This is a genomic window from Niveispirillum sp. CC-CTL257, assembly GCF_059489915.1.
In genome coordinates, this window is sequence record NZ_JCAJXE010000001.1 from 2075290 (window position 1) to 2099310 (window position 24021).

General features: G+C 63.9%; 27 protein-coding genes. 11 read left to right on the forward strand and 16 right to left on the reverse strand.

The genetic code is table 11. The annotated features are described in order from the left end of the window. Positions 1–29 precede the first annotated feature (29 nt). On the forward strand, positions 30–1430 hold the full coding sequence (locus ABC729_RS09670) for a PleD family two-component system response regulator (protein WP_495607394.1): 1401 nt from the start codon (positions 30–32) through the stop codon (positions 1428–1430). Positions 1431–1448: 18 nt separating this feature from the next. On the opposite strand, the gene ABC729_RS09675 is transcribed toward ABC729_RS09670, so the two are convergent. Next, positions 1449–1976 carry a protease complex subunit PrcB family protein gene (locus ABC729_RS09675; protein WP_495607395.1) on the reverse strand — a complete coding sequence of 176 codons (528 nt, stop codon included), beginning with the start codon at positions 1974–1976 and terminating at the stop codon, positions 1449–1451. A gap of 4 nt (positions 1977–1980) precedes the next feature. Then, positions 1981–3162: a M20 aminoacylase family protein gene (locus tag ABC729_RS09680; protein WP_495607396.1), complete on the reverse strand. Its 1182-nt coding sequence runs from the start codon at positions 3160–3162 to the stop codon at positions 1981–1983. 284 nt (positions 3163–3446) lie between these two features. Here ABC729_RS09680 and ABC729_RS09685 point away from each other — a divergent pair, with 284 nt between their 5' ends. Next, the gene (locus tag ABC729_RS09685) at positions 3447–4271 is read left to right on the forward strand and encodes a MipA/OmpV family protein (RefSeq protein ID WP_495607397.1); all 825 of its coding nucleotides are present in this window, start codon (positions 3447–3449) and stop codon (positions 4269–4271) included. 38 nt (positions 4272–4309) lie between these two features. Here ABC729_RS09685 and ABC729_RS09690 read toward each other — a convergent pair whose 3' ends face one another. Both ABC729_RS09690 and ABC729_RS09695 read right to left on the reverse strand, forming a co-directional pair. Next, on the reverse strand, positions 4310–5629 hold the full coding sequence (locus ABC729_RS09690; RefSeq protein WP_495607398.1) for an ATP-binding protein: 1320 nt from the start codon (positions 5627–5629) through the stop codon (positions 4310–4312). Next, positions 5626–6345, reverse strand: coding sequence for a response regulator (locus tag ABC729_RS09695; RefSeq protein ID WP_495607399.1), 720 nt, complete (start codon positions 6343–6345; stop codon positions 5626–5628). The genes ABC729_RS09690 and ABC729_RS09695 overlap by 4 nt, the downstream gene beginning before the upstream one ends. Positions 6346–6542: 197 nt before the next feature. Here ABC729_RS09695 and ABC729_RS09700 point away from each other — a divergent pair, with 197 nt between their 5' ends. From ABC729_RS09700 to ABC729_RS09710, 3 genes are all read left to right on the forward strand, one after another. Continuing rightward, on the forward strand, positions 6543–6845 hold the full coding sequence (locus tag ABC729_RS09700) for a hypothetical protein (RefSeq protein WP_495607400.1): 303 nt from the start codon (positions 6543–6545) through the stop codon (positions 6843–6845). 236 nt (positions 6846–7081) lie between these two features. Further along, positions 7082–7762, forward strand: a complete 681-nt coding sequence (locus ABC729_RS09705; RefSeq protein WP_495607401.1) for a GntR family transcriptional regulator — start codon at positions 7082–7084, stop codon at positions 7760–7762. Between the two features lie 32 nt (positions 7763–7794). Then, the gene (locus tag ABC729_RS09710) at positions 7795–8610 is read left to right on the forward strand and encodes an aminotransferase-like domain-containing protein (protein WP_495607402.1); all 816 of its coding nucleotides are present in this window, start codon (positions 7795–7797) and stop codon (positions 8608–8610) included. Positions 8611–8840: 230 nt separating this feature from the next. On the opposite strand, the gene ABC729_RS09715 is transcribed toward ABC729_RS09710, so the two are convergent. The 4 genes from ABC729_RS09715 to ABC729_RS09730 form a co-directional block, all read right to left on the reverse strand. Further along, the gene (locus ABC729_RS09715) at positions 8841–9335 is read right to left on the reverse strand and encodes a YbaK/EbsC family protein (RefSeq protein ID WP_495607403.1); all 495 of its coding nucleotides are present in this window, start codon (positions 9333–9335) and stop codon (positions 8841–8843) included. Between the two features lie 175 nt (positions 9336–9510). Beyond that, the gene (proC, locus tag ABC729_RS09720) at positions 9511–10317 is read right to left on the reverse strand and encodes a pyrroline-5-carboxylate reductase (RefSeq protein ID WP_495607404.1); all 807 of its coding nucleotides are present in this window, start codon (positions 10315–10317) and stop codon (positions 9511–9513) included. A 72-nt stretch (positions 10318–10389) separates the two neighbouring features. Further along, the gene (locus ABC729_RS09725) at positions 10390–10893 is read right to left on the reverse strand and encodes a type III secretion system chaperone family protein (protein WP_054170140.1); all 504 of its coding nucleotides are present in this window, start codon (positions 10891–10893) and stop codon (positions 10390–10392) included. 215 nt (positions 10894–11108) lie between these two features. Then, the gene (locus tag ABC729_RS09730; protein WP_495607405.1) at positions 11109–11369 is read right to left on the reverse strand and encodes an accessory factor UbiK family protein; all 261 of its coding nucleotides are present in this window, start codon (positions 11367–11369) and stop codon (positions 11109–11111) included. 159 nt (positions 11370–11528) lie between these two features. Between ABC729_RS09730 and lgt the strand changes: the two genes are divergently transcribed. The 4 genes from lgt to ABC729_RS09750 all read left to right on the forward strand — a co-directional run bounded on the left by lgt (position 11529) and on the right by ABC729_RS09750 (position 14782). Beyond that, positions 11529–12356: a prolipoprotein diacylglyceryl transferase gene (gene lgt, locus ABC729_RS09735; RefSeq protein ID WP_495607406.1), complete on the forward strand. Its 828-nt coding sequence runs from the start codon at positions 11529–11531 to the stop codon at positions 12354–12356. After that, positions 12293–13450 (forward strand): class I SAM-dependent methyltransferase, encoded by a 1158-nt coding sequence (locus ABC729_RS09740; RefSeq protein WP_495607407.1) that lies wholly within the window; start codon positions 12293–12295, stop codon positions 13448–13450. The genes lgt and ABC729_RS09740 overlap by 64 nt, the downstream gene beginning before the upstream one ends. A 14-nt stretch (positions 13451–13464) precedes the next feature. Beyond that, entirely contained in the window at positions 13465–14229 is a 765-nt protein-coding gene (gene pgeF / locus ABC729_RS09745; protein ID WP_495607408.1) for a peptidoglycan editing factor PgeF, read from the forward strand. 106 nt (positions 14230–14335) lie between these two features. Continuing rightward, positions 14336–14782: a hypothetical protein gene (locus ABC729_RS09750; RefSeq protein WP_495607409.1), complete on the forward strand. Its 447-nt coding sequence runs from the start codon at positions 14336–14338 to the stop codon at positions 14780–14782. Here ABC729_RS09750 and ABC729_RS09755 read toward each other — a convergent pair. The 5 genes from ABC729_RS09755 to ABC729_RS09775 all read right to left on the reverse strand — a co-directional run bounded on the left by ABC729_RS09755 (position 14779) and on the right by ABC729_RS09775 (position 19606). Beyond that, positions 14779–15477, reverse strand: coding sequence for an RT0821/Lpp0805 family surface protein (locus ABC729_RS09755; protein ID WP_495607410.1), 699 nt, complete (start codon positions 15475–15477; stop codon positions 14779–14781). The two genes, ABC729_RS09750 and ABC729_RS09755, sit on opposite strands and share 4 nt — an antisense overlap. A 90-nt stretch (positions 15478–15567) precedes the next feature. Continuing rightward, positions 15568–16437 (reverse strand): DNA-3-methyladenine glycosylase family protein, encoded by an 870-nt coding sequence (locus tag ABC729_RS09760; RefSeq protein WP_495607411.1) that lies wholly within the window; start codon positions 16435–16437, stop codon positions 15568–15570. 3 nt (positions 16438–16440) lie between these two features. Continuing rightward, positions 16441–17121: an ABC transporter ATP-binding protein gene (locus tag ABC729_RS09765; RefSeq protein ID WP_495607412.1), complete on the reverse strand. Its 681-nt coding sequence runs from the start codon at positions 17119–17121 to the stop codon at positions 16441–16443. Positions 17122–17124: 3 nt separating this feature from the next. After that, on the reverse strand, positions 17125–18372 hold the full coding sequence (locus ABC729_RS09770) for a lipoprotein-releasing ABC transporter permease subunit (protein WP_495607413.1): 1248 nt from the start codon (positions 18370–18372) through the stop codon (positions 17125–17127). Next, positions 18365–19606: a lipoprotein-releasing ABC transporter permease subunit gene (locus ABC729_RS09775; protein WP_495607414.1), complete on the reverse strand. Its 1242-nt coding sequence runs from the start codon at positions 19604–19606 to the stop codon at positions 18365–18367. The genes ABC729_RS09770 and ABC729_RS09775 overlap by 8 nt, the downstream gene beginning before the upstream one ends. 150 nt (positions 19607–19756) lie before the next feature. Between ABC729_RS09775 and ABC729_RS09780 the strand changes: the two genes are divergently transcribed. Together ABC729_RS09780 and ABC729_RS09785 are read left to right on the forward strand one after the other, a co-directional pair. Continuing rightward, positions 19757–20788 carry a hypothetical protein gene (locus ABC729_RS09780; protein WP_495607415.1) on the forward strand — a complete coding sequence of 344 codons (1032 nt, stop codon included), beginning with the start codon at positions 19757–19759 and terminating at the stop codon, positions 20786–20788. A gap of 183 nt (positions 20789–20971) precedes the next feature. Beyond that, on the forward strand, positions 20972–21922 hold the full coding sequence (locus ABC729_RS09785) for an alpha/beta hydrolase (RefSeq protein ID WP_495607416.1): 951 nt from the start codon (positions 20972–20974) through the stop codon (positions 21920–21922). Between the two features lie 69 nt (positions 21923–21991). Here ABC729_RS09785 and ABC729_RS09790 read toward each other — a convergent pair whose 3' ends face one another. The 3 genes from ABC729_RS09790 to proS form a co-directional block, all read right to left on the reverse strand. Then, entirely contained in the window at positions 21992–22285 is a 294-nt protein-coding gene (locus tag ABC729_RS09790) for a type II toxin-antitoxin system RelE/ParE family toxin (protein WP_495607417.1), read from the reverse strand. Next, complete coding sequence (locus ABC729_RS09795) at positions 22285–22494, reverse strand: addiction module protein (RefSeq protein WP_495607418.1); 210 nt, start codon at positions 22492–22494, stop codon at positions 22285–22287. Before ABC729_RS09795 ends, ABC729_RS09790 begins: the two co-directional genes overlap by 1 nt. Before the next feature lie 124 nt (positions 22495–22618). Further along, positions 22619–23923, reverse strand: a complete 1305-nt coding sequence (gene proS / locus ABC729_RS09800; RefSeq protein ID WP_495607419.1) for a proline--tRNA ligase — start codon at positions 23921–23923, stop codon at positions 22619–22621. Between the last annotated feature and the right edge of the window lie 98 nt (positions 23924–24021).

The following is a 24021-nucleotide window of genomic DNA, read 5'->3' on the forward strand; positions in this document are numbered from 1 at the left end:
GGAAGACCAGGCCGGTGGGTGTGTGAACCATGTCGGCTCGGGTCCTTGTCGTTGATGATGTTCTGCCGAATGTGAAGCTGCTGGCGGCCAAGCTGACCAGGGAATATTTCGACGTCGTCACCGCCAACTCAGGGCCAGAGGCCCTGGAGCGTATCCATGCCCAGCATCCGGACATCGTGCTGCTGGACGTGATGATGCCCGGCATGGACGGATTCGAGGTGTGTGAGAAAATCCGCGCCGACCCGGCCACCATGCACATTCCTGTCGTCATGGTCACCGCCCTGTCAGATGCATCCGACCGCGTGCGGGGGCTGGAGGCCGGGGCCGACGATTTCCTGACCAAGCCCGTTAATGACGTGGCCCTTTTCGCCCGCGTCCGCTCGCTGGTCCGGCTGAAGATGATGACCGACGAATGGCGCCTGCGCGAAAGCACGTCAGGTCAACTGGGCATGTTGGTCGCCACCGATTCGGTGCACACCCAGACGGCGGAGGCTGCCCGCGTCCTGGTGGTTGAGGACAGCGCCATCGATCTGGATAAAATCGTGGAGACGGTGGCCCGCGACCGCGACATCGTCACCGATACCGACACCTGCGCCGGCGGCCTGGAACTGGCCCTGGCGGAAGAGTTTGAGCTGATCGTCATCTCCTTGACGCTGATGCGGGAGGATGGGCTCCGGCTCTGCTCGCAGCTGCGCAGCCATGAGAAAACGCGTCAGATCCCCATCCTGCTCCTGGCAGACGAGACGGATATGGACCGGATCGCCAAGGGCCTGGAGCTGGGTGCCAATGATTACCTGATTAAGCCCATCGACCGGAATGAGTTGCTGGCCCGCACCCGTACCCAGGTGCGGCGCAAGCGCTATCAGGACAAGCTGCGCGCCAATTACGAGGCCAGCCTGTCGATGGCCCTGACCGACAGCCTGACGGGCCTTTTCAACCGCCGATACCTGTCGGCCCACCTGCCCCGCCTGCTTGACCGATCTGGTGGCAATAACAAGCCCGTATCGGCCCTGCTGTTCGATATCGATCATTTCAAAGTGGTCAACGACACCTGGGGCCATGGGGTGGGCGACGAGGTGTTGAAGGAAGTGGCGCAGCGTACCAGCCGCAATCTGCGCAATTTCGACCTTGTCGCCCGACTGGGCGGTGAAGAGTTCGTGGTGATCATGCCCGACACAGACAGCAGTCAGGCGATGGCAGTCGCTGAACGCCTGCGCCGGCGCATCGCGGAGGAGCCGTTCGCCGTATCGGCACCCGTTGGCAAGATCGATGTCACCATTTCCATCGGCGTCGCCCTGGCCGACTGGACCTTGGATGCCGAGGGGCGGCCCGAATCGGGTGATGCCCTGCTTCGCCGCGCCGACACGGCCCTGTATCAGGCCAAGCGCAGCGGTCGTAACCGCGTGGTCATGGATGGGGCGGGAGAATAAACCTGCCCCATCCGCGCTCTATGGCATTCGGTTATACCGGACTGCGGCGTCGCTGCGATCGACCAAGATGATGGCATAAGGGCTGGTCAGTACCTGGGCGGTGATCAGCCCTTCCGGCGGCGTCACTTCCCGATATTCAACGACCAGCCGGTCACGCTGCCCGTCGCGTCGTTCCGGGCGCAGGCGCAGGATATCGACAGAATAGCCGGTGGTCGTGCGCGTACCCAGGAACACGCCCAGCGCCATCTGATCCGGCGGCAGGCGGCCCGGTGGCGGTCGCCCCGCCAAGTCCCAGAGCGCCGCCCATTCGGCATCGTTACGCGCGGCCAGGAAAGATTGCGACTGTGCACGGGCATTTTCTGCCCGCCACATGGCGCGGGCGGCCAGGGGCGGCGGTGCGTCACCCGACATGCCGGATACCGCCCCCGCCGTTTCCCCCGCCAACCAAGCCCCTGCCCCCCCGCCACAACCGGCCAGAACCAGGGGCACTGCCAGGGCCAGAACCGTCAGCGCCGGCCGGCCTGTCCCGTCTACCCAACCTGCCATGGCGTCAGGCCGCCACCGGCAGCGCCGTTTCCACCAGCTTTGCCCAGTAACTGGTGCCCAGTGGCAGGATCTCATCATTGAAATCATAGGCCGGGTTATGCAGCAGACAGCCCAGCGCTGCTCCGCCCTGCCCCATCCAGACATAACAGCCGGGGCGCTCCTGCAACATGAAGGCGAAATCTTCGGCCCCCATGCTGGGTCCGACATTGTCATAGACCTTGTCAGCCCCAACCAGATCTGCCGCCACGCGGGCCGCCAGATTGGTGGGCGCGCCTTCATGATTGACCGTGGGCGGATAGCCCCGGCGATAGGTCAGCGTGGCGCTGGACCCGAAAGCCACCGGCAGCGTCTCCACGATGCGGCGCAACCCATTTTCCAGCTGGTCGCGCACCTCGTGGCTCAGCGCGCGGACGGTGCCGCGCATGATCACTTCCTGCGGGATGACGTTATAGGCGCTGCCCGCATGGATCTGGGTGATCGAGATGACGCCGCTTTCAATGGGGCTGACATTTCGGCTGACGATGGTTTGCGTGGCGGTCACGATATGGGCGGCGATGACCACCGGGTCGATGGCATGATGCGGCAGCGCGGCGTGACCGCCCTTGCCCGCCACCCTGATCTCAAACTGATCGGCACCCGCCATGATGGGGCCAGCCTTCACCACCATCTCGCCGGGCGGCAGATCAGGCCAGTTGTGCATGCCGAAAATCATGTCGCAGGGGAATCGGTCGAACAGCCCCTCCTCCACCATGCGCCGGCCACCACCCGCACCTTCTTCGGCGGGCTGGAAGATGAAATTGACGGTACCGCTGAAATTACGGGTCTCAGAGAGATAGCGGGCAGCACCCAGCAGCATGGTCGTGTGCCCGTCATGGCCGCAGCCATGCATCTTGCCCGGAATCTTGCTGGCATGGGCGAAAGTATTGCCCTCATCCATGTTCAGCGCGTCCATGTCGGCGCGCAGACCGATTGCCTTGCCGTTTGGGCCATCCTTGCCGTGCAGCACGCCGACCAGGCCGGTTCCCGCGATGCCGCGATGCACCTCGACCCCGAAGGCCTTCAGCTTTTCCGCCACGAAGTCAGACGTCTTGAACTCCTCGAACGCGGTCTCGGGATTCTCATGGATATGATGGCGCCACGCGGTCATGTCGGCGTGGAAGTCGGCGATACGGTTGATGATGGGCATGGTCCCTGAACTCCGGCAGGCGGCAGCGTCCTTGTCGCTGAGAGGCTTCTTCGGCCGCCCTGTTCACACGAAAAGTCGCAAGCGACATTGACGGGCAGTTTATCGGCTTAACTCTCTGCTGGGAACCGGGGAAACATCACCGAAAGAGCAAAGATGAATATTTTGAGCATTGTTCATTTTGGTGATGCCCATCACATCTGCCACTTGGGTGCTTTGTCACAGTGCCGGCGCGGCGATGGCTGGGGCAACGGGCCGGTGCCGCATCATGGATCGGAGAGAAAACAATGAACACCCGTTCGACCGGGCGGTTGCGCATGGTGGCAGCCATGTCCGCCCTGCTTTCGCTCACCTGTGCCACGGGCGCTCTGGCCCAGCGGCCGCAGTCCGATGATGGCTGGTACGTCCGCCTCGGCACGTTGGCCTTTGTCGCACCCGAATATGAAGGGTCCGACACTTACAAGGTCCGGCCTGTTCCCGACATTGAAATCACCTATGACCGCTTCTTCCTGTCACGGCAGGGGCTTGGCGCCAATCTGATCAGCAACGACAATCTGACGTTGGGTGCCTCCATCGCCTTTGACGGTGGGCGTAAGTCCAAGAAGGACGTGGCCCTGCGGGGTTACCGCAATGTCGGCGACACGGCGGTCGGCCATATCTTCGCCGAATACACGATCGACAAGCTGATGCTGTCCGTCGATGTCGGCACCGATCTTCTGGGCGATGGGCACAAGGGAACCGAAGCGACGCTGTCGGCGACGTGGATGTTCAACCCGGTCGGTCGCACGATGCTGATGGTCGGCCCCTCACTGACCTGGGCCAGCGACGATTACATGCATTCTTACTTCAGCACGACGGCTGACCGTCTGGCTCCGACGGGGCCGACACAACTTGTGCTGCCCGGATCGCGCACGGGATACAAGGCGGAAGCCGGTTTCAAGAATGCCGGGTTGACGGCTATCATGATCCACCCGTTGGACGACAACTGGTCCGTCACCGGCTTCGCGGGCTATTCCCGCCTGCTGGGCGACGCCGCAGACAGCCCGTTCGTGAAGGATAATGGCAGTCGGGACCAGTTCATGGGCGGCCTGGGCCTGTCCTACACGTTCTGATAAAGGCGGGGGCGGGCGTAACGCGCCCGCCCTTCCCGTCAGGCCGCGCTGGGTTCCACGGGCAGGACGACGGTCACCCGCAACCCACCTTCCGGTCGATTCGCCAGACGGATTTCGCCACCATGTGCCCGGACGATGTCATTTGCCACCGACAGGCCAAGTCCGGTGCCGCCCGTATCGCGGGACCGCGACGCCTCCAGCCGGAAGAAGGGCCGGAACACATTCTCGAATTCCATTTCGGGAATGCCGGGTCCTTCATCGTCGATGGTGATGGTGACATTCTCCCCCGTCACGGCCAGGGCGACCTGCGCCGTCTGCCCATATTTGACGGCGTTTTCCATCAGGTTGCCCAACGCCCGGCGCAGCGCCATGCGCCTTCCCGCGATGGGGATGGAAAAGGGTGCCGGCGACACGCCCACCGGCTTGCCGGCGTCGCGCATATCCTCACCCAACCGGGCCAGCAACGCGTTCAGTTCCAACGGCTCGATGGCTTCCTTGGCGGCCTCATCCCGGGCGAAGGCCAGGGTGGAACCGATCATGGCCTCCATCTCCGAGAGGTCCTCCAGCATCTTGTCGCGCACAACATCGTCATCGATGAATTCGGCGCGTAGGCGCAGACGGGTCAGGGGTGTGCGCAGATCGTGGCTGACCGCCGCCAGCATGCGGGTACGATCCTCCACGAAGGCGCGCAGCCGACGCTGCATCTTGTTGAAGGCAGACGCCGCCAGCCGCACCTCACGCGGGCCGGCCTCGTCCAGCGACGGGGCGTTCATGTCGATGCCCAGCCGGTTGGCCGCTGCCGCAAAGCGGCGCAGAGGCCGCGTCGTGAAGCCCAGAACCCAGGCCGACAGCAGGATAGCCACCGCCGCCGATCCGCCCAGGGACGCGATGAAGCCCGGTTCGCGCAGGGCATCGGTGGCGGTGACCGGCGCGTGGAACCGCATCCAAGTACCGTCCTTCAGCTGCCGCGACACCTCGATCACATTGGGCTGCGGCGGGGGCGGAACGGGCAGGCCGAAGGGAGGGATGGAAACGGCCGGCGACATTTCCGGCTTACCCGGCGTTTTGGGCTGTTTCTCGTAAACGTCCAGCAGAACGGTATGTCCCGCACTGGTCCGCACGGTCAGTTCGCGTTCCTTCAGGCCGCGCAGCACCGACAGGCGTACCTCAGTCGGCTGCTCCTCAATCACCTGCGCGAATCCGGCCAGACAATTGGCTAGCTGCCCGCCCTCGGCATCGGCCACGGCCTCCGCCCGGTCGGACCGGTACAGACCCAGGGCGATGGCCTGGGACAACAGGATGCCACCGACCAGCACCGCGAAGATCGAATAGGACATGCGGTCGGTAAGCGCCCTCATGATGCCGGCACCTCGGGTGAGAAGATGTAACCGCCCGACCGCACCGTCTTGATGATGGTCGGCTCGGCAGGGTCGACCTCAATCTTGCGGCGCAGACGGCTGATCTGCACGTCGATGGACCGGTCGAAGGGTCCAGCCGACCGGCCGCGCGTGATCTCCAGCAAATCATCGCGCGACAGGACCCGGCGCGGGCGGGTGGCCAGCGCCACCAGCAGCTCATACTCGCCAGCGGTCAGCGTCACCTCTTCGCCCTTGGCGTCGGTCAGACGGCGTTGGGCCTGGTCCAGGGTGAAGCCGGCGAAATTGATCGCACCTGCTGTGACCTGTGCCGCCCCCGACGGGGTCGCGGCGCGGCGCAGAACAGCCTTGATGCGGGCCACCAGTTCGCGCGGGTTGAACGGCTTGGGCAGGTAATCGTCCGCCCCGATCTCCAGGCCCAGGATGCGGTCCGCATCCTCTCCCATAGCCGACAGCATGACGACGGGCGGCCCGCCATCAGCGCGCACGGCGCGGCAAAGCGACAGACCATCCTCGCCCGGCATCATCAGATCCAGGACAATCAGGTCGATATTGCGATCAGCCAGATAGCGACGCATCTCCTGTCCGTCCTTGGCCGCCGTCACACGGTAGCCATGGCGCGTCAGATAGCGCGTCAGCAGATCGCGGATTTCACGGTCGTCATCGACGACCAGGAGGTGGGTGCTGCTCTCGGTCATGTCGCTATCATAATCGAAGGGCAGACGGGCTGCCGACGGCCATGTTGTTACCACAATGTAACGTCTCAGGCCTTTGGAAACAGAGTGTTTCACAAAGCCCCTTTCATCGTCATGCAACGGCAAAGGGCGGATGTTCAGATGGGCCTGTCGCCGGAAACAACCGGCAACCGGAAGTCAGAGATGAAGAGGAAGCACCAATGCGCACCCTGATCGCCCTCGCCTTCGTCGCGGCCCTTGGCGTTACCGCCGCCCATGCCAGCGACAGCGCACAGGTCGCGGCAAAGGAGCCAGCGTCCGCCGTCACCCGCACCGAGCCCGTCAGCAGCTCCGAAGCCCGCGACATCGCCCGGACCTGGATGAAGAGCAACAATTACCGCTTCGGCCGTGTCGGCGATATCCGCGAAAAGGATGGTGTGTTCCTGGTGGAACTGAAGTCCGCCGACGGCATCCGCTTTGCCACGCTGAAGGTCAATGCCGCCACCGGCGAGATCGTCAGCTGACCTGACACCCTACACCCAATCATCACCGGCAAGCCCCGTCGCCGGTGATGGTGGAGCGGCCTTCCCCGGTTGTCCGGCCGCTCCAAGGTTTGCCGGCGGGCCATGGGGCGACCCCATCAACGCCCCGGTCCGCCGGCACAACCACTTTCCTGCCCGCCAATCACGGAACGATACGGGACGCCGTTCCGCCCGAGGTCCGGAATGACACCCGGTTGAGCGCTTCGAGGTATCCGCACATGAAACTCAGCCAAGGCCCCCTGCTTTCCCTGTTCGACGGTTCCGACGGCACGCCGCTGCAGCAGCGCCTGTTCGACCGTCTGCGCGGTGCCATCGTGAACGGCGCCATCCGCCCTGGAGAAAGACTGCCCTCCACCCGAACGCTGGCTGCCGATCTGGGCGTGTCGCGCAATACGGTGGTGGCGGCGGTAGATCGGCTGACATCAGAGGGATATCTGGAGGCGCGTATCGGGTCTGGCACCTTCGTCTGCCGCACCCTGCCCGATGATGCTATGGCACCCGCCGTGCGCCTGGCCAGCAACGCCGCCGCCCGCGCGCCGCAGACCACAGCCCCCAAGCCCACCGTGCCGGTGCCTGCCGCCGGGGCCGAGCTTCTGCCCTTTGAGCCCTGCACCCCCGCCTATGACCAGTTCGATATCGACACCTGGCGCAGGCTTCTGGCCAAACGCTGGCGCGATGCTGGCGGTTTGCTGCTGGGCAATGATACGTCCGGCGGCTGGACCGCGCTTCGCCGCGTGCTGGCCGGTCATTTGCAGACCAGCCGGGGCATCGCGTGCGATCCCGAACAGATTCTGATCCTGCCCGACCGCCGGTCGGGCCTTGAATTCGTCGCTACCTTGCTGCTGACAGCGGGGGATACCGTCTGGCTGGAAGAGCCGGGCTGCCCCTGCAGGCGCTGACCTTCGCCCACCGTGGCTACAATGTCGCCCACGTGCCAGTGGATGCCGATGGCATCGACCCGGAACGCGGCGCGCGTCTGGCCCCCGATGCGCGGCTGGCCGTCGTCACGCCGGGCTGGCAATACCCCACGGGCGGCACCATGCCGTTGCGCCGCCGCATGGCAGTGCTGGCCTGGGCGCGGCGCAGCGGGGCCTGGCTGCTGGAGGATGACCGCGACGGCGGCTACCGCTACACGGGCCGTCCGCTGCCGGCCCTGCAGGGGCTGGATGAGAATGAACGCGTCCTGCATCTGGGTGCCTTGGATAATACCCTGGTGCCGGCCCTGCGCCTGAGCTGGCTGGTTGTGCCGTCATCGCTGGTCTCCGCCGCCCAGAACCTGCGCGCCCGCATGGGCATGCATGTGCCGCTGCCCGAGCAGATGGCGGTGCATGATTTCCTGGTGGAAGGCCATTATGCCAGCCACATGCGGCGCACCCGCCGCCTTTATGCCGAACGGCAACAGGCACTACTGTTCGCCGCCGAACGGCATTGGTCCGGGGCTATCTCCGTCGACGCCGTCGGTTCCGGTCTGCATCTGGTCGGGCGGCTGTCACCATCGGTCGGCATAGATGACGCCACCCTGTCGGCCTTGGCCGCCCAGGCCCGCATCGCGCTACCCGCCGTGTCGGCCTGCCGGCGTGGGCCCGGCATTGCCGGGGATCCAGGGGCCGTCATCCTGGGCTATGCCGCGTTCACACCGGAACGCCTGTCGCGTGCCGCCGAGCGTCTGGCCGGTGTCATCGACAAGGCCCGCAGCACACAGACCCACCGCGTGCTTCAGACCCGCCGGCTGGTCCCGGCGGAGTGAGAACAACCCTTTAAATCATTCCTGGATTCGCCATCGACCACAGGTCCGCCCCAACCGGAAGCGGGCCTGTGCAACGATGTGAAACACAAAACAAGGGTGTGTTTCATCGTTCGGAGCGTTTCCGATCCGAACGCCGATGGCTCCGGATGGGTGCGGACATGGGAATGGTGTTGGCGGTCGCATCTTAGCAGGAAGCGGCGGGGATGTCTTCAATCCGCCTACCACAGCCCTCAGACCACATCCGCCACAACACCGCCCACAATACCGGCCAGCGCGTCGGGCGCGATGGGGAAGACGGTGTTGGGGGTTCCGGCGGCGGCCCAGACGGTGGTGAAGTTCAACAGGTCGCGGTCGAACAGGGTGATGGGCGGGACATTGTGGCCCAGGGGCGGAACGCCGCCGATGGGATAGCCTGTCTTCTGCCGCACGAAATCGGCATCGGCCTTGGCCAGTTTTTCCCCGCCCAGCGCTGACGCGAGATGCCGGATCACCGACGCCTCGTTCACCCGGTTGCTGCCCGAGGTGACGACGAGGACGGGGCGGCCCGTGTCGCGTGTGCGGAACATGATCGATTTGGCGATCTGCGCCACGTCGCAGCCAATGGCCGCCGCCGCCTCGGCGGAGGTGCGGGTGGCGGCGGCGAATTCCAGGACATGGATGGGATGGCCCAGATCGTTCAGAAGGTTCTGTATCTTCTGCGCACTGGGGCTTAACGGTCCGGCCATCCCAACCTTACTCCCTATCCATACCAATCAGCTTTGATCGTTACCGACCAAAGCTGATTTCATGTTCCCTCAAACGCCGGGCGCCGCCATCCGGCGGCTTGGCTTCACGCGGCACGTGCCGCGCGACGGCAGTCGCCGTCGTACCAAGGGTCATTTTCATGACCCTTGGTTGTTCTTAACCCGCCAGCTCACGCGACCGGACGGTGCCGGCAGCGATGGCGCGGGTCAGCAGGTCCTGCATACCCCCCGGCCCATCCACCATCAGCACGTTCAAGGCCGCCTCCGTCGTGCCCTTGGGGCTGGTGACGTTGCGGCGCAGCTGCTCGGCTGATTCGTGGCTTTGGCGCAGCAATTCGCCCGAACCCATGACGGTGGCGCGCGCCAGCTGCATCGACAAGTCCGGCGGCAGGCCGGCGGCCACGCCGGCCTTGGCCATGGTTTCCACCAACAGGAAAACGTAGGCGGGACCGCTGCCCGACAGGGCCGTCACGGCGTCCAGCAGACTTTCATCCGCCACCCAGGCCACCTCCCCCACCGCCGACAACAGGGTGCGGGCCAGGGTCTTTTGCGCGTCGGAGCAATTGGCATTAGGCACGGCAGCGCTGATGCCCCGGCCCACGGCAGCGGGTGTGTTGGGCATGGCACGCACGATGGCGGCATTGGCCCCCAGATGTTTTTCGAAATAGGCGATGGGCTTTCCCGCCGCAATGGACAGGAACAGGGCCGATCCGGCATAGCGGGCATAATTGGGCAGCGCCTGATCCATCATCTGCGGCTTGACCGCCAGGATGACGGCATTGGGCACGAAATCAGCGGGGATTTCAGAGGCTTCCTTGACGACCAGCACGTCGGCGGGCAGCCCCCTGGGCACGCCGAACGGTTCCACCACCACGACCGAACCGGCGGCACCAGCGGCTTTCCAGCCGGCCAGCATGGCCCCGCCCATCTTACCGCACCCGACCAGCAGCAAACTCGCACTCATCCGGTGTTTCCCCCATGTATCCGGCGGGGTCGCGGGGTTCATCCCCGACGGCGTTGGCCCCGTCCGGTTTGATCAGGCCTCGCCCACCGTGTCCAGAATGGCGGCGGACACGGCCTCAGCCGGGGTCTTGCCGCCCCAGATCACGAACTGGAAGGCCGGATAGAAACGCTCGCATTCCGACAGGGCAATGTCCATCAGGTCTTCCAACTGTTCAGAGCTGGCCCCGCGCGCACCGCGCAGCAGGGTGGTCTGCCGGAACATGGGCGTGTGCTGATCGTGGCAGACATCGAAATGGCCCAGCCACATCTTGGGATTGACCTCGGCCAGCAGTTCCGCGACGGCATTCTTGCGGCCCGGCGGCACCTTCATGTCGTATTGGCAGGAGAACTGCATCGCGCTCACCTCTGCCTGCCACATGAAGAACAAGCGGTATTCGCACCAGCGGCCATTGATCTCCACCACCATCTCCTCCTCGGAGACGCGGTCGAAGGGCCATTCATTGGCGACAACCATCTCTTCCAGCATGTCCAGCGGATTATGCGTCGATGCCTGGGTCTCGATATTCAAGGCCGTCATGCCGTCCCCCTCACTCCCAAATACCCTGCCGCAGCGCCATCCCCCAGGCGAAGCGGCGGGCCACATATCGGGGTGTCCAGATATTGTGGCCCTGTCGGCGTTGGAACCACCAGGAATACGGTGCCAGCGCCATTTCGCAGGCGCAACCGGATTCCGGTTCCTTGCCGTTTCGTGAAACAAAACCGATCTGAAGTCCGGCGGTGGCCGGGGCCGTGTCAGCCCTCGGAACCGTTGGAAAGCCTGGCCTCCAGGGCTGCCAGCTTTTCCTCCAGCGCCTCCTGACGGGCCCGCGCCTCGGCGGCGACGGCTTTCACCGCCTCGAACTCTTCCCGGCTGACGACGTCCATCTGGGCCAGGATACGTTCGAACTGCTGGCGAATCTGGCCTTCGACCTCACCCCGGATACCGGAGATGGCACCCATGGCCCCGCTGGCAACACGGGCCAGATCATCGAACAGCTTGTTTTCCACCTGCATGGCGGGTCCCCTTCAAAAAAGCGCCGCATTATGGGGATAGGGCCTATCCCTGTCCATGGCGTTAGATACGGGTCCGCCCCGCGCCTTGCCGTCATGATCCCCAACCCTCTATATAGGTCGCGTCTTCCCCGCCGGGGATGGAACGTGACGGGATATCGCATGATTTTGGCCATCCCCTTCCCCGACCTGGACCCCGTGGCACTGGCCCTGGGTCCGATCTCCATAAAGTGGTACGGGCTGGCCTATGCCGCCGGCATCGCCTTTGCGCTGTGGTACTGCGTCCGGCTGGCGCGTAACAGCGGCCTGCGCCCGACCGAGGATGATCTGGGCGATTTCGTTGTCTGGGCGGCGGGTGGCATCCTGATCGGCGGACGGCTGTTCTCCATCCTGTTTTATAATCTCGACACCTATATCAATGACCCGCTGGAGGCGCTGCGCGTCTGGCATGGGGGTATGTCTTTCCATGGCGGGCTGACCGGCGTCATCGCGGCGATATTGCTCTTCTCCTGGCGGCGAGGCTTCTCGCCCTTCGCGCTGGGCGATCTGGTCGCTTGTGCGGCCCCGGTGGGGCTGCTGCTGGGCCGGCTGGCGAATTTTGTGAATGCGGAACTGTGGGGGCGGCCCACGGATGTGCCCTGGGCCATGATCTTCCCCACCGATCCCGCCGGCCTGCCCCGCCATCCCAGCCAACTGTATCAGGCGGGGCTGGAAGGCCTGCTGTTGTTCACCGTGATCTTCTTCCTGGCGCGCAATCCCGCCATCCGGTCGCGGACCGGCACCCTGTCGGGCGCATTCCTGATCGGCTATGCCATTGCCCGCATGGTGGGTGAATTCTTCCGGCAGCCCGATGCCCAGCTTGGTTTCCTGGCGTTTGGCACCACCATGGGACAGTTGCTGTCCATGCCCATGCTGATCATCGGGGTATGGATGGTGCTGCGCGCACCATTCGGCACGCCCGTCCCGGCACCCGCCCCTGCCCAGAAATGACGGGCGCGCTGCATGACCTGCTGGTGCGCCGCATCGCCCTGACCGGGCCGATCAGCATCGCCAGCTTCATGGGCGAGGCGTTGGGCCATCCCCAGCATGGCTATTACATCACCCGCGACCCACTGGGGGCCAAGGGCGACTTCACCACGGCACCTGAGATTTCCCAGATGTTCGGGGAGATGGTGGGCGTCTGGCTGGCCGATTGCTGGATCAATCAGGGCTGCCCGAACCCGGTGCAACTGGTGGAGCTGGGGCCGGGGCGCGGGACCCTGATGGCCGATGCCTTGCGCGCCACCGCACGGGTGCCGGGGTTTCATCAGGCCATCCGCCTGCATCTGGTGGAAACCAGTCCGGCCCTGCGAGAGCGGCAGGCCGCCACCCTGTCCGGCTTTAGCCCCCGCTGGCATGATCGCTTGGATGGTGTGCCCGATGGGCCGATGCTGCTGGTCGCGAACGAGTTCTTTGACGCCCTGCCCATCCGGCAGTTCATCCGCACGCCTCCCGGCTGGGCCGAACGCAAGGTCGGGCTGAACCCCGAAGGCAAGTTGGCCTTCACCTTCGACCCGACGCCCGGCGGTGCCCTGCTGACGCCGCTGCACCGGGAAGCAGACATCCCGCCGGGCGCGATTGCAGAGACATGCCCGGCCGGTATTGCCGTGGCGGCAGAGATTGGGCGGCGGTTGTCGGCACAGGCCGGGGCCGCCCTGATCATCGATTATGGCTATGACGGTCCCGCCATCGGCGACACGCTGCAGGCCCTGCGCGCGCACAGGCCCGTCGCGGTGTTGGACGATCCCGGCTCTGCCGACCTGACGGCCCATGTCGATTTCACGGCCGTGGCGCAAGCAGCACGTCAGGCCGGCGCGCAGGTGCATCCCGGTGTGGGCCACAGTGTGGAACAGGGACACCTGCTGCACGCCCTGGGTATTGCTGCGCGGGCATCCGCCCTGTCGGCCCGTGCCAGCCCGGCGCAGCAGGCGGATATCCAATCCGCATTGACCCGGCTGACAGCGCCCAACAGCATGGGCCGCCTGTTCCGCGCCATTGCCATCACCCATCCGGCGGCACCAGTTCCCGCCGGCTTTGCCCGTTAGACCGGAGACAGCGCATGATCACGCTTGACCATCTGACCGCCGTTCCCGGCCTGCGCCACGGGTTTTTCACCCGCACCGACGGCGTATCGACGGGCATCCTGGCCGCCATGAATTGCGGCTATGGCTCCAACGATGATCCCGCCAATGTCACGGCCAACCGGGCACGCGCGATGGAGTTGCTGGGTGTTCCCGCCTCCGCGCTCACCACCGTCTATCAGGTCCACAGCCCCGATGTGGTGACGGTAACCGAGCCGTTTGCCTACAGCGTAGCACCCAAGGCCGACGCCATGGTCACCGACCGGCCCGGTATCGCCCTGGGCATCCTGACGGCGGATTGCGTGCCGGTCCTGTTCGTCGACCCGGTCGCCCGCGTCATCGGTGCGGCCCATGCCGGGTGGAAGGGCGCGGTGACGGGCGTGCTGGAGGCCACCGTGGCGGCCATGGTGGCGCTGGGGGCCGACCGGCCCCGCATCCTGGCCGGCATCGGCCCGCATATCGGCTGGGATAGTTACGAGGTGGGGCCGGAATTCCGCGAACGCTTTGTGTCCACCGATCCCGGACATGACGTGCTGTTCCGCCCGTCGGACCGGGCCGATCACTGGATGTTCAATATCGGCGGCTATGTTCTGGGCCGGTTGCAGGCCGCAGGGCTGGGACAGGTGGAAACCACCGGTCTGGACACGCTGGCGCGGGAGGATCTGTTCTTCAGCTATCGCCGGGCCTGCCTGCGTCAGGAACCGGACTATGGGCGGGGACTATCGGCCATCTGCCTGACGTGACTACGCCCATTTCTACCAGAGCGCGTCATGCGTGCGGCAGTTTTACATTGCATGCGTGTTGCCGCCCACGCATCATGGGGACCTGATCGCCAAGGGAGGGGACCTGATGCGCGCTTTCGCCCTGCTGCTGACCGGATTGCTATTGGTACCGCCCGCCCTTGCGGAGGAGGTGACGGAAGTGACGGCGGACAAGCCGGCCTGGCGCAAGGTAGCCCTTCAACGCACGCCTACGGCCAGCGAGCTGGTGGTTCTGCGCATCGGCATCAAGGAAGCCAGCTTCCATCAGGGCCGGCACATTGTGGTGGACGTGCCCACCGGCCCCGCCTTCGTGACGCAGATCATGCGCGATCCCAAGGCACCACCGTCAGAGGACGGGATGCTGTGGTTCGATGGGATCGTGCCCGCTTATGCCTTCAACAGCACCCACCCAGACCTGAAGCTGCGGTTCCTGCTGGATGAAGGGTGCAAGCCTGGCGAGGCGGTGCCGCCGGGCCGGGGGCCCTTACAGGTCGCAGAGATCCAGGCCCGCGTGACGGCGGTCGATGGCTATTAGTTGACCACCTGCCAGGACCCGTCCGGCTGCCGGCACGCCGTGCCATAGGCGTCTTCCGTGCGCCCACCGATGGTCACCTGCTGCTGGAATTCCCGGCAATAGGCGCCATCGGCGGCGCGGCCTTCGCGCAGGGAGGTGACGGCACCCGTCGCCTGCCCGTCGGACCAGATGATGGGCTGGCCTATGGGGGCGGAGGTAGCGCGGATTTGCGCATCCTCGTGCGCACGCTGCTGCGCCTCCGACAGGGAGCTGAGTGCGATCAGACTGATGGCCGTCAGGCCCAGGAAGAACAGGGCATCGTCATCGCGGCGGTAGCGGCCATAGCCTGAATACCAATGACCATAGGGCCGCACGACCACGACATCGCGATAGACGCGGCGGCGGGCCGGCGGCACATCCCAATGCCGCACCGGATAGCCGCCATGGGCGTACCAGCCCGGCGGCGGGGCGCGATAGCGATAATCGCGGTCGCCCCGGTAATGGTCCCGCCGGTCGTCGCGCCGGTCATAGTGGTCGTCCCGGCGATCATCACGCCGGTCATAGCGATCATCGCGCCGCTGATCCCGGTGATCATGACGGTCGTCGCGATGCCCGCGCCCGTCCCGGTCCCAGTCGCCGGCCATGGCCGGGGCCGTGCCCAGCGACAGGGCCAGAACCGCCGTCAGCGTCAGTTTTCCGAATTCGCGAAACCGCATGATAGCCTCACCAGCAGCCGGGATGTCCGTTACGAACATCGTTCATGCTGACAGGATGGACCCGGCTCTAGGCGAATTTATGGCAGGTTTTCAGCTCCAACCCGCCCAAAGATGGGCCGTTGCCAGGCTGCGCCACGGTGCGAAGGGACGCATCAGCGCCTCCTGCTCCGCCGGACCCGGCCGATGGTCCAGCCCGTGGAAATTCTGGAGCGCCGCCGACAGACCGGCATCGCCGATGGGAGCCACATCCGGGAAGGCACAGGCGCGCAGCAGCACATAGGCCCGTGTCCAGGGGCCGATCCCCTTCACCCCCGTCATCGCGGCCTCTGCTGTGGCGGCATCACCGTTGGGCAGGTTTTCGAAATCAATGCCGCTGCGCGCGGCATTGATCAGATAGGCGGCCTTGGAGCGGGAGAATTTCAGGGTACCCAGAAGGTCCGGGTCCAGGGCCGCAATGCCGGCGGGCGTAGGGTGCGCCTTCATACCCGAGGCGTGCGGAAGGCCCGCCAGTTCGATCAGGGTGCGTCGTAACTGGCCCGCGAAGCGCAGATTGACCTGTTGGCCGACCACGGCCCAGCACATGGCCTCAAACACGCCCGCCGTCTGGGCCAGACGCAGGCCGGGGCCGCAGCGCGACAGCAGGCGGGCGACCTGGGCATCCTCTGCCGCCAGCGCCTCCAGCCCCGACACGTCGCCCGACACGCCCAACATGCGGGCGGCAGATGCCAACAGGCTGTCCGCCTCTGCATCCGTCAGGTCGGCGGGATCGGCGGTAAGGGTGGCATGGGTGGGGTGGATGGTGATCTCCACCCGGATGGCCCGGCCCACAGGGGCCAGGACCTTGGTGATGACATTGCCCACCACCCGTTCCGACAGTCCGTCCGGGTCGCGGCCATGGTAGGAGAGAACCCAATCGGCGCGGTAACCGGCAGGCAGGGCGATATCGGGCAGGTTTGCCATGGTTCAACCCGCGACCAGGACGCCATCGCGCATTTCCACCACCCGATCCATGCGCCGCGCCAGATCAAGATTGTGGGTGGCGACCAATGCCCCAAGCCCCTGCCCGCGCACCAAATCGGCGAACAGGGCGAACACCTTTTCAGCCGTGTGCATGTCCAGGTTCCCTGTCGGCTCATCCGCGATCAGCAGGCGCGGGCGGTTGGCGAGCGCGCGGGCAATGGCGACGCGCTGCTGCTCCCCGCCCGACAGTTTGGCCGGGCGATGGCCGGCGCGGGGTGCCAGGCCGACAAGGCCCAGCAATTCGCGCGCCCGGTCCCTTGCCGCCGACCGCGAAACGCCGGCCAGCATCTGCGGGATGATGATGTTTTCCTCCGCGGTGAATTCCGGCAGCAGATGGTGGAACTGATAGACAAAGCCGATCTTGTCGCGGCGGATGGCGGTGCGTTCGGCGTCAGACAAGCCATCCGCCTTCTGCCCCGCAATCTCAATCCCACCCTTGTCGGCCGGTTCCAGCAGGCCCGCGATATGCAGCAGGGTGGATTTGCCAGCCCCGGAAGGCCCCACCAATGCCACCATCTCCCCCGCCTGGATGGCGGCATCGACACCGCGCAGCACATGCAGCGGCGTTTCTACCTGCGTAAAGGAGCGGTGAATGCCGGTCAGGCGCAGGACGATGTCTGACATTTGTCACTCGTATCGAAGGGCTTCGACGGGGTCCAGCCTTGCCGCCCGCCAGGAAGGGTAGAGCGTGGCCAGCAGCGACAGGGCCACAGATGCAACCGCCACCTGCGCCACCTGCCACGGATCGGTGAAGGAGGGCAAGGAGGACAGGAAATAGATGTCCGAATTAAACGGATCGACGCCGGTGGCGGCCTTCACCAGCTGCCGCAACTGTTCCATATGGCCCGACAAGGTCACGCCAAGAACCAGCCCCGCCGCCGTGCCGGCAACACCGATAGAGGCACCGGACATCAGGAAGATGCGCAGGATGGTGCCGCGACCGGCCCCCATGGTGCGCAGTATGGCAATCTCCCGCCCCTTGTCCTGCACCATCATGATCATGCCGGAAATGATGTTGAAGGCGGCGACCACCACGATCATGCCCAGGATCAGGGAGACGACATTGCGCTGCGTCTCAATAAACCCGAAGAAGGCACCATTCACCTGCTGCCAGTTCTGGACATGCAGGCCGGCGGGCAGTCGCGCCGCCACGTCGGCCATGCGGGCCGGGCCTAGGGCGGGGTCGGTAAAGGTCACCTCCACCGCCGTCACATTGCCGTCCAGTTGAAAGAATTCCTGCGCCGTGGCGAGGTCCATCAGCACCAGGGTATTGTCAAATTCCGACACGCCCAAGGCCACGATGCCGGTGACCGTGAAGGCGCGGGACCGGGGTGGGCCGCCCTGTGCATCCACCTGCGGCGACAGGATCGTGACCCGGTCGCCCAGCTTGATGCGGCCATTGTCGGCCATACGTTTGCCGATGGCGATGCCGTCGCCCTCTGCCAGGGTTCCTTCCACCAGGGCGTCGGCAAAGGCGGGCCGGGCAACCATGTCGGCGGGGCGCAGCGCCTTGACCAGCACGCCGCCGGCAAAGTCACGGGTGGAGAGCAGACCCTGCGCATCCAGGCTGGGCATCACCGACACCACGCCCGGCACGCCACGCACCCCCTCCACCATCGCGTCTGACGCCTGGAACGGGCCATATTGGCCCACGGCCACGACATGGCCCTGAAATCCCAGCACGCGGGAGAGTAGGTCGCGCTGGAACCCGTTGAACACCGACAGGGAGATGATCAGCGTCGCCACGCCCAGCGCGATGCCCAGAAAGGAAAAGCCGGCAATGACAGAGATGAACCCCTCCTGCCGTCGTGCGCCCAGATAGCGAAAGGCGATCCAGCGTTCCAGGACGCCGAACATGCGGGAACGATCAGCCATGGCGCAGCGCCTCCACCGGGTCCATCGCGGCCGCCCGGCGGGCGGGATACAGCGTGGCCCCCACCGACAGGAGCAGGCCCAGCGCCACCACCAAGGCCACCTCCGCCCAATCGATGATGGCCGGCAGGGTGGTCAGGAACAGCAGCATCTGTGAGCCCGCGATGCCCGGCACCTGACCCAGGGCATAGCCGATGGCCTGCACATTCACGGTCAGCAAAACCCCCAGCGCGAACCCGACCAGCGTGCCGACCGCCCCGATGGAAGCACCGGCCAGCAGGAAGATGCGCGACACGGACGCGCGCTGCGCCCCCATGGTGCGCAGGATGGCGATGCTGGCCGCCTTGCCACGCACCAGCATGACCATGGAGGAGACGATGTTGAAGCTGGCGACCAGGATAATCAGCGTCAGCACCACGAACATCGCCACCCGCTCCACCCCCAGCGCCGTGACCAGCCCCTTATTGGCCTGCCGCCAGTCGGTGACGATAAAGCCGGGCCCCGCCGCCTTCTCCAGGTTGGCGCGCAGGAGGTCCACATCGCGCGGGTCGCTGACGAACACGTCAATGGCGCTGACCCCCTGGCCCATGCGGAAAAAGGCCTGGGAGGCCAACAGCGGCATATAGATCAGGTTGGCATCCTGTTCGGGCATGCGCAGATCAACCACGGCATAAACGGGAAATTCCTTTCGCCGCAGCATGGTGCCGAAGGCCGTCACGGTGCCTTTCGGGCTGATCAGGGTGACATTGCCACCCGCCGAAATGCCCAGCGAGCGGGACAGATTGAAGCCCAGCGCCACCCCATCCTCGCCCAGGTCGGACAGGCCACGGATCACGCTGCGCCCCACAATGGGCCGGGCCTGAAAATCCGCAACCTCCAGCCCTCGCACCTTTACCCCCACGGCCCGGCCATTGACGGTGGCCAGCGCTTGGCCCTCCACCACCGGCATCACCTGCGTCACGCCGGGGGCGGCGCGCAGCCGATCCAGCAGGGCGGCATAGTCATTCAGCGGCCCGCCGCCCGTGACGGTCACGGCGGCATGGGCCGACACGCCCTGTATCCGGCTGACCAGTTCAGCCCGGAACCCATTCATCACCGACATAACGATAATCAGGGTCGCCACGCCCAGCGCCACCCCGATGAAGGAAAAGCCGGCAATCACCGACACCGTCCCCTCCTGCCGCCGCGCCCGCAGGTACCGCAACGCGACCATACGTTCAAAAGGGGTGAAGATCATCGGGGCCCTGGCTGCGGGGGGATGGGGATGCGGCGGTTTAGCCTTGCTTATAGGCGGAAATGGGGCGGGGGCGGAACAGTTCCGTTTGACGCTGTCGCCGAAGCTGTATGAAGTGATGTCATACTGACCTAAAAATTTCAGGAGATTTCCATGTCCGATGAGTTGCCTGTCTATCGGAAGGTAGATGGAAAACTGGTACCCGTGCCAGGAAACAAACGCGACCCGAATAGACGCTATAGGTCAGTAGCAGATATGGAAATGGGTAATTACCACTGTGAATTGACAGACGAGGAGGAGCGCGAGCGGGATGCCGAGGAAGCAAAGTGGGAGGCCGAAAGGCCGTTACGAGATGCAGAAGCTAAGAGACAACAGGAAGAATTTGAGGAATTTAAGAATTCTCTGAATTATGACAATAGGATAGTTGCGTTCATGGATATACTGGGCTGGAGAGACGCAATAAGACGATCTGTAATAGACGATGAACTAACGAAGAAATTAGGATTAGCGCTCAACTCAGTTAGGATGCATTCAAAATACGTCGAATCCATCAACAGTATGTTCAAAGATATCAAGGAAAATTCTCAAGCCGAAATGACAAGTTTCTCTGATTGCGTTGTAATTTCAGTGCCAATTGATGCACAAGCCGAGCGCGAAATCATCTCTCATCTGATGATATTTTTACAACAAATGCTGAATCTCGGCTTTCCGGTAAGAGGGGCTATAACTATTGGCAAGATTATACATAGGCCTGGGATTGTGTACGGACCAGCGCTTGTCCGAGCATATGAGTTGGAACAAGAACATGCAAAATACCCACGGATTATACTCGACCACTCCATCGCTGAACATTGGAAACAAGGCACCCTTTTCTCTAATCTAGATGGGACCCCTATCGGATACCAACGAAATTGGAGAATAGACAACGACGGTTGGCATTTTCTTGACCACTTATTGCATTTCAATAACATGCCCAGCCATAACATAAATATGGCAATATTGCAGAGTCAATTAAATCAAATAAAGAATATTGTCGATGACATACCTCCACCAATGAAAAATGACGCCAGAATAATCGAAAAATATAACTGGCTAATTGGTTACCACAATGCCATTGCGGATGAATTCATGGGATCCGATGCACCAAAAATCCCGGAACTTCCCTATCCGCCCCACTCATCATGATTTCTCCTGTTGGGTTGGTCATTGGGATCGCCGCGAGAGTGGAACCACCCTGGTTCCATCAATCCGGCCCTCGACAGCCATAATCCACGACCTTATCAAGGCGGGGATGATCCGGCATCTGAATGTCTAATAATTTCAATTATTTCAATTTGCTGGATAACAAGAATGGAAAGGATGCCGGTCATGCGGGCATTTAGGTTTGTGCGGCGGTTGAGCGTTCTTATCGCCACCTGCCTGCTGATGCTGGTGCCGACGGCGCATGCCGCCGACAGCTCGGTGACGGCGGGTCGGCTGGTGTTTCATGACGATATCCCGTCGCAGAACATCACCCCGCGCCGCATCGCCGTCTGGCTGCCGGATGGGTACGAACAGGGGGATGATCGCTATGCCGTCATCTATATGCATGACGGCCAGAACCTGTTCGATGCCGCCACCACCTCCTACGGCCACGAATGGGGTGTGGATGAGGTGGTGACCGACCTGATGGCCCAGGGCAAGCTGCCCCGCACCATCGTCGTCGGCATCTGGAACACCGATAATCGGTGGGCGGAATATACGCCGGCCAAGGTTCTGGATGCCGCCAGCTGGCGCACGCGCTGGAGCATCTTTGCCAATTCCCTGGGGCAGAAGCCCGTGTCGGATGCCTATCTGCGCTATCTGGTGCAGGACGTGAAGCCCTTCATCGACCGCACCTACCGCACGCGCCCCGACCCCACCCACACCGTGACCATCGGGTCCAGCAGCGGTGCCCTGATCGCAACCTATGCCATGCTGGAATATCCGCAGGTGTTTGGCGGGGCGGCGGCCGTGTCAGCCCACTGGCGGTCGGTCGGAACGGAATTCCAGCCCTGGTGGAATGGCGAGGTCACGCCTCTTCAGGCCATGATCAACTATGTCGCCGGGTCGTTCCCCGCCGATGGTGCGCACCGGCTCTATTTCGACCATGGCACCTTGAACCTGGATGCCAGCTACCCGCCCGAACATGCCGTGATGGTTGCCGCCATGGCTGCAAAGGGGCTGGTGCCCGAACGCGATTTCATGGCGCGCGGGTTTGAAGGGGCCGACCATAATGAGCAATCCTGGCGCGCCCGGCTGGATGTGCCGCTGCTTTATCTGCTGGGCGACCGTCGATAAGGCCCGGCATGCCGCGGATCGGATTGGCGCTTCACGGAGCAGACGGATGGCCGGACGTGTAGTCTGGCCCTATCGGCGTGCCTGCCAAACCACTGGGTCGCGGCGTTCATGCAGCACAGCGATGACCACAATCAGATCGGCATCGGCGCGGTAATAGATGCAATAGGGAAAGCGACGCAGGCGCGCAACCCGAATGGATGCAAAGCGCTCCTGATAGATCAGCGGCGTCTTGACGATACGTTCTTTAACGTCGCGAAGTTGGTCCAGGAAGGAATGCACCAGTGCAGGGTTCTGGTCTTCATACCACTCCGCCGCAACCACAATATCCTGTTGCGCCAGAGGCGTGACGATCAAGCGGGACATCAGCCAAAACGCTTCCGCAAGCTGGTGTCAAAATCCTCCCACGACATACCATTGGAAATGTCTGCGTCTAAGGTCGCCAGCCGCCGCTCCAACTCCTCCCGGTGCCCTGGTGGCAGGGGGATATCGCCCGGCTCCAGACTGTCGACCAGACGTTCGATCAGCTCCAGCTTCTCCGCCGGGGTCAGATGGTCGATCTCAATCGTCGACATGGCACCCTCCTTTGACCGCGTCCGATAGTGGCACCTGTTGATATGGCTGTCGAGGTGGCAACGAAAAAGGGGGCGGCACCAACGGCACCGCCCCCATATCCATCACACCAACCTCAAACCCCGCTTACGCCATCACCTTGGCCAGCGCCTCTTCCAACGGCAGTTCCAGCTTCTCACCGGTTGCGCGGCGCTTCAGCTCCGCCGTGCCAGCCTTCAAGCCGCGGGGGCCGATGGTGAGCTGCCAGGGGATGCCGATCAGGTCCATGTCGGCGAACTTGGCACCCGGACGTTCGTTGCGGTCATCATAGATCACCTCCACACCGGCATCCTGCAGGCGGGCATAGAGGCCATCACAGGTGCTGCGGCAGGCCTCGTCATCGGCCTTCAGGTTGATCAGGGCCACCTTGTAGGGGGCGACTTGGTCCGGCCAGATGATGCCGGCATCATCATGGCTGGCCTCGATCAGCGCCGCGACGACACGGGAAACGCCGATGCCATAGGACCCCATCTCCACCGTCACCGGCTGCCCGTCGGGGCCGGTCACGACGGCACCCATGGGGGCGGAGTATTTGGTGCCGAAATAGAAGATGTGCCCCACCTCAATCCCGCGCGCGGTGACCAGATCGGCGGGCGCCTTGGCGGCGTCGTGCATCTCCTCCGTCGCGGCATAGATGGAGGTGTATTTGGTGAAGAAATCCTTCAGGTCGCCATTGGCGTCGGGATTGTCGGCCAGGACATCCATGTCCAGCCATTGCTTGTCGCAGAACACCTGGCTTTCACCCGTCTCGGCCAGGATGATGAATTCGTGGGAAAGGTCGCCGCCGATGGGGCCGGTATCGGCGCGCATCGGAATGGCCTTGATGCCCATGCGGGCAAAGGTGCGCAGGTAGGCCAGGAACATCTTGCGATAGGACAGGCGCGCGCCCTCGGCATCCAGATCAAAGGAGTAATTATCCTTCATCAGGAATTCACGCCCGCGCATCACGCCGAAGCGGGGCCGCACCTCGTCCCGGAACTTCCACTGGATATGGTACAGGTTGCGCGGCAGGTCCTTGTAGGACTTCACGAAGGTCTTGAAGATGTCGGTGATCATCTCCTCATTCGTGGGGCCGAACAGCATCTCGCGGTCATGGCGGTCGGTGATGCGCAGCATCTCCTTGCCATAGGCCTCGTACCGGCCCGACTGCTTCCACAGGTCCGCCGACTGAATGGTGGGCATCAGCAGTTCCTGCGCACCGGCGCGGTCCTGCTCCTCCCGCACGATCTGGCTGACCTTCTGCAACACCTTCCAGCCCAGCGGCAGCCAGGCATAGATGCCGGCCGAGGTCTGGCGGATCATGCCGGCCCGCAGCATCAGACGATGGCTGACGATCTGCGCCTCCGACGGCGTCTCCTTCAGCGTGGGCAGGAAGTAGCTGGACATGCGCATGGGAGGAAAACTCACCAAGTGGGAAATGACGATGGGGCGGGACTTTATGGGCTGGCGGTGCCGGTAGCAAGCGGACAAAGCCGCCCGCACCCCTGCAT

Excerpts from the sequence above, each read along its gene's own strand:
- ABC729_RS09670 (WP_495607394.1), top strand. The coding sequence starts at position 30 with ATGTCGGCTCGGGTCCTTGTCGTTGATGATGTTCTGCCGAATGTGAAG.
- ABC729_RS09675 (WP_495607395.1), bottom strand. The coding sequence starts at position 1,976 with ATGGCAGGTTGGGTAGACGGGACAGGCCGGCCGGCGCTGACGGTTCTG.
- ABC729_RS09680 (WP_495607396.1), bottom strand. The coding sequence starts at position 3,162 with ATGCCCATCATCAACCGTATCGCCGACTTCCACGCCGACATGACCGCG.
- ABC729_RS09685 (WP_495607397.1), top strand. The coding sequence starts at position 3,447 with ATGAACACCCGTTCGACCGGGCGGTTGCGCATGGTGGCAGCCATGTCC.
- ABC729_RS09690 (WP_495607398.1), bottom strand. The coding sequence starts at position 5,629 with ATGAGGGCGCTTACCGACCGCATGTCCTATTCGATCTTCGCGGTGCTG.
- ABC729_RS09695 (WP_495607399.1), bottom strand. The coding sequence starts at position 6,345 with ATGACCGAGAGCAGCACCCACCTCCTGGTCGTCGATGACGACCGTGAA.
- ABC729_RS09700 (WP_495607400.1), top strand. The coding sequence starts at position 6,543 with ATGCGCACCCTGATCGCCCTCGCCTTCGTCGCGGCCCTTGGCGTTACC.
- ABC729_RS09705 (WP_495607401.1), top strand. The coding sequence starts at position 7,082 with ATGAAACTCAGCCAAGGCCCCCTGCTTTCCCTGTTCGACGGTTCCGAC.
- ABC729_RS09715 (WP_495607403.1), bottom strand. The coding sequence starts at position 9,335 with ATGGCCGGACCGTTAAGCCCCAGTGCGCAGAAGATACAGAACCTTCTG.
- proC (WP_495607404.1), bottom strand. The coding sequence starts at position 10,317 with ATGAGTGCGAGTTTGCTGCTGGTCGGGTGCGGTAAGATGGGCGGGGCC.
- ABC729_RS09725 (WP_054170140.1), bottom strand. The coding sequence starts at position 10,893 with ATGACGGCCTTGAATATCGAGACCCAGGCATCGACGCATAATCCGCTG.
- ABC729_RS09730 (WP_495607405.1), bottom strand. The coding sequence starts at position 11,369 with ATGCAGGTGGAAAACAAGCTGTTCGATGATCTGGCCCGTGTTGCCAGC.
- lgt (WP_495607406.1), top strand. The coding sequence starts at position 11,529 with ATGATTTTGGCCATCCCCTTCCCCGACCTGGACCCCGTGGCACTGGCC.
- ABC729_RS09740 (WP_495607407.1), top strand. The coding sequence starts at position 12,293 with ATGGATGGTGCTGCGCGCACCATTCGGCACGCCCGTCCCGGCACCCGC.
- pgeF (WP_495607408.1), top strand. The coding sequence starts at position 13,465 with ATGATCACGCTTGACCATCTGACCGCCGTTCCCGGCCTGCGCCACGGG.
- ABC729_RS09750 (WP_495607409.1), top strand. The coding sequence starts at position 14,336 with ATGCGCGCTTTCGCCCTGCTGCTGACCGGATTGCTATTGGTACCGCCC.
- ABC729_RS09755 (WP_495607410.1), bottom strand. The coding sequence starts at position 15,477 with ATGCGGTTTCGCGAATTCGGAAAACTGACGCTGACGGCGGTTCTGGCC.
- ABC729_RS09760 (WP_495607411.1), bottom strand. The coding sequence starts at position 16,437 with ATGGCAAACCTGCCCGATATCGCCCTGCCTGCCGGTTACCGCGCCGAT.
- ABC729_RS09765 (WP_495607412.1), bottom strand. The coding sequence starts at position 17,121 with ATGTCAGACATCGTCCTGCGCCTGACCGGCATTCACCGCTCCTTTACG.
- ABC729_RS09770 (WP_495607413.1), bottom strand. The coding sequence starts at position 18,372 with ATGGCTGATCGTTCCCGCATGTTCGGCGTCCTGGAACGCTGGATCGCC.
- ABC729_RS09775 (WP_495607414.1), bottom strand. The coding sequence starts at position 19,606 with ATGATCTTCACCCCTTTTGAACGTATGGTCGCGTTGCGGTACCTGCGG.
- ABC729_RS09780 (WP_495607415.1), top strand. The coding sequence starts at position 19,757 with ATGTCCGATGAGTTGCCTGTCTATCGGAAGGTAGATGGAAAACTGGTA.
- ABC729_RS09785 (WP_495607416.1), top strand. The coding sequence starts at position 20,972 with ATGCGGGCATTTAGGTTTGTGCGGCGGTTGAGCGTTCTTATCGCCACC.
- ABC729_RS09790 (WP_495607417.1), bottom strand. The coding sequence starts at position 22,285 with ATGTCCCGCTTGATCGTCACGCCTCTGGCGCAACAGGATATTGTGGTT.
- ABC729_RS09795 (WP_495607418.1), bottom strand. The coding sequence starts at position 22,494 with ATGTCGACGATTGAGATCGACCATCTGACCCCGGCGGAGAAGCTGGAG.
- proS (WP_495607419.1), bottom strand. The coding sequence starts at position 23,923 with ATGCGCATGTCCAGCTACTTCCTGCCCACGCTGAAGGAGACGCCGTCG.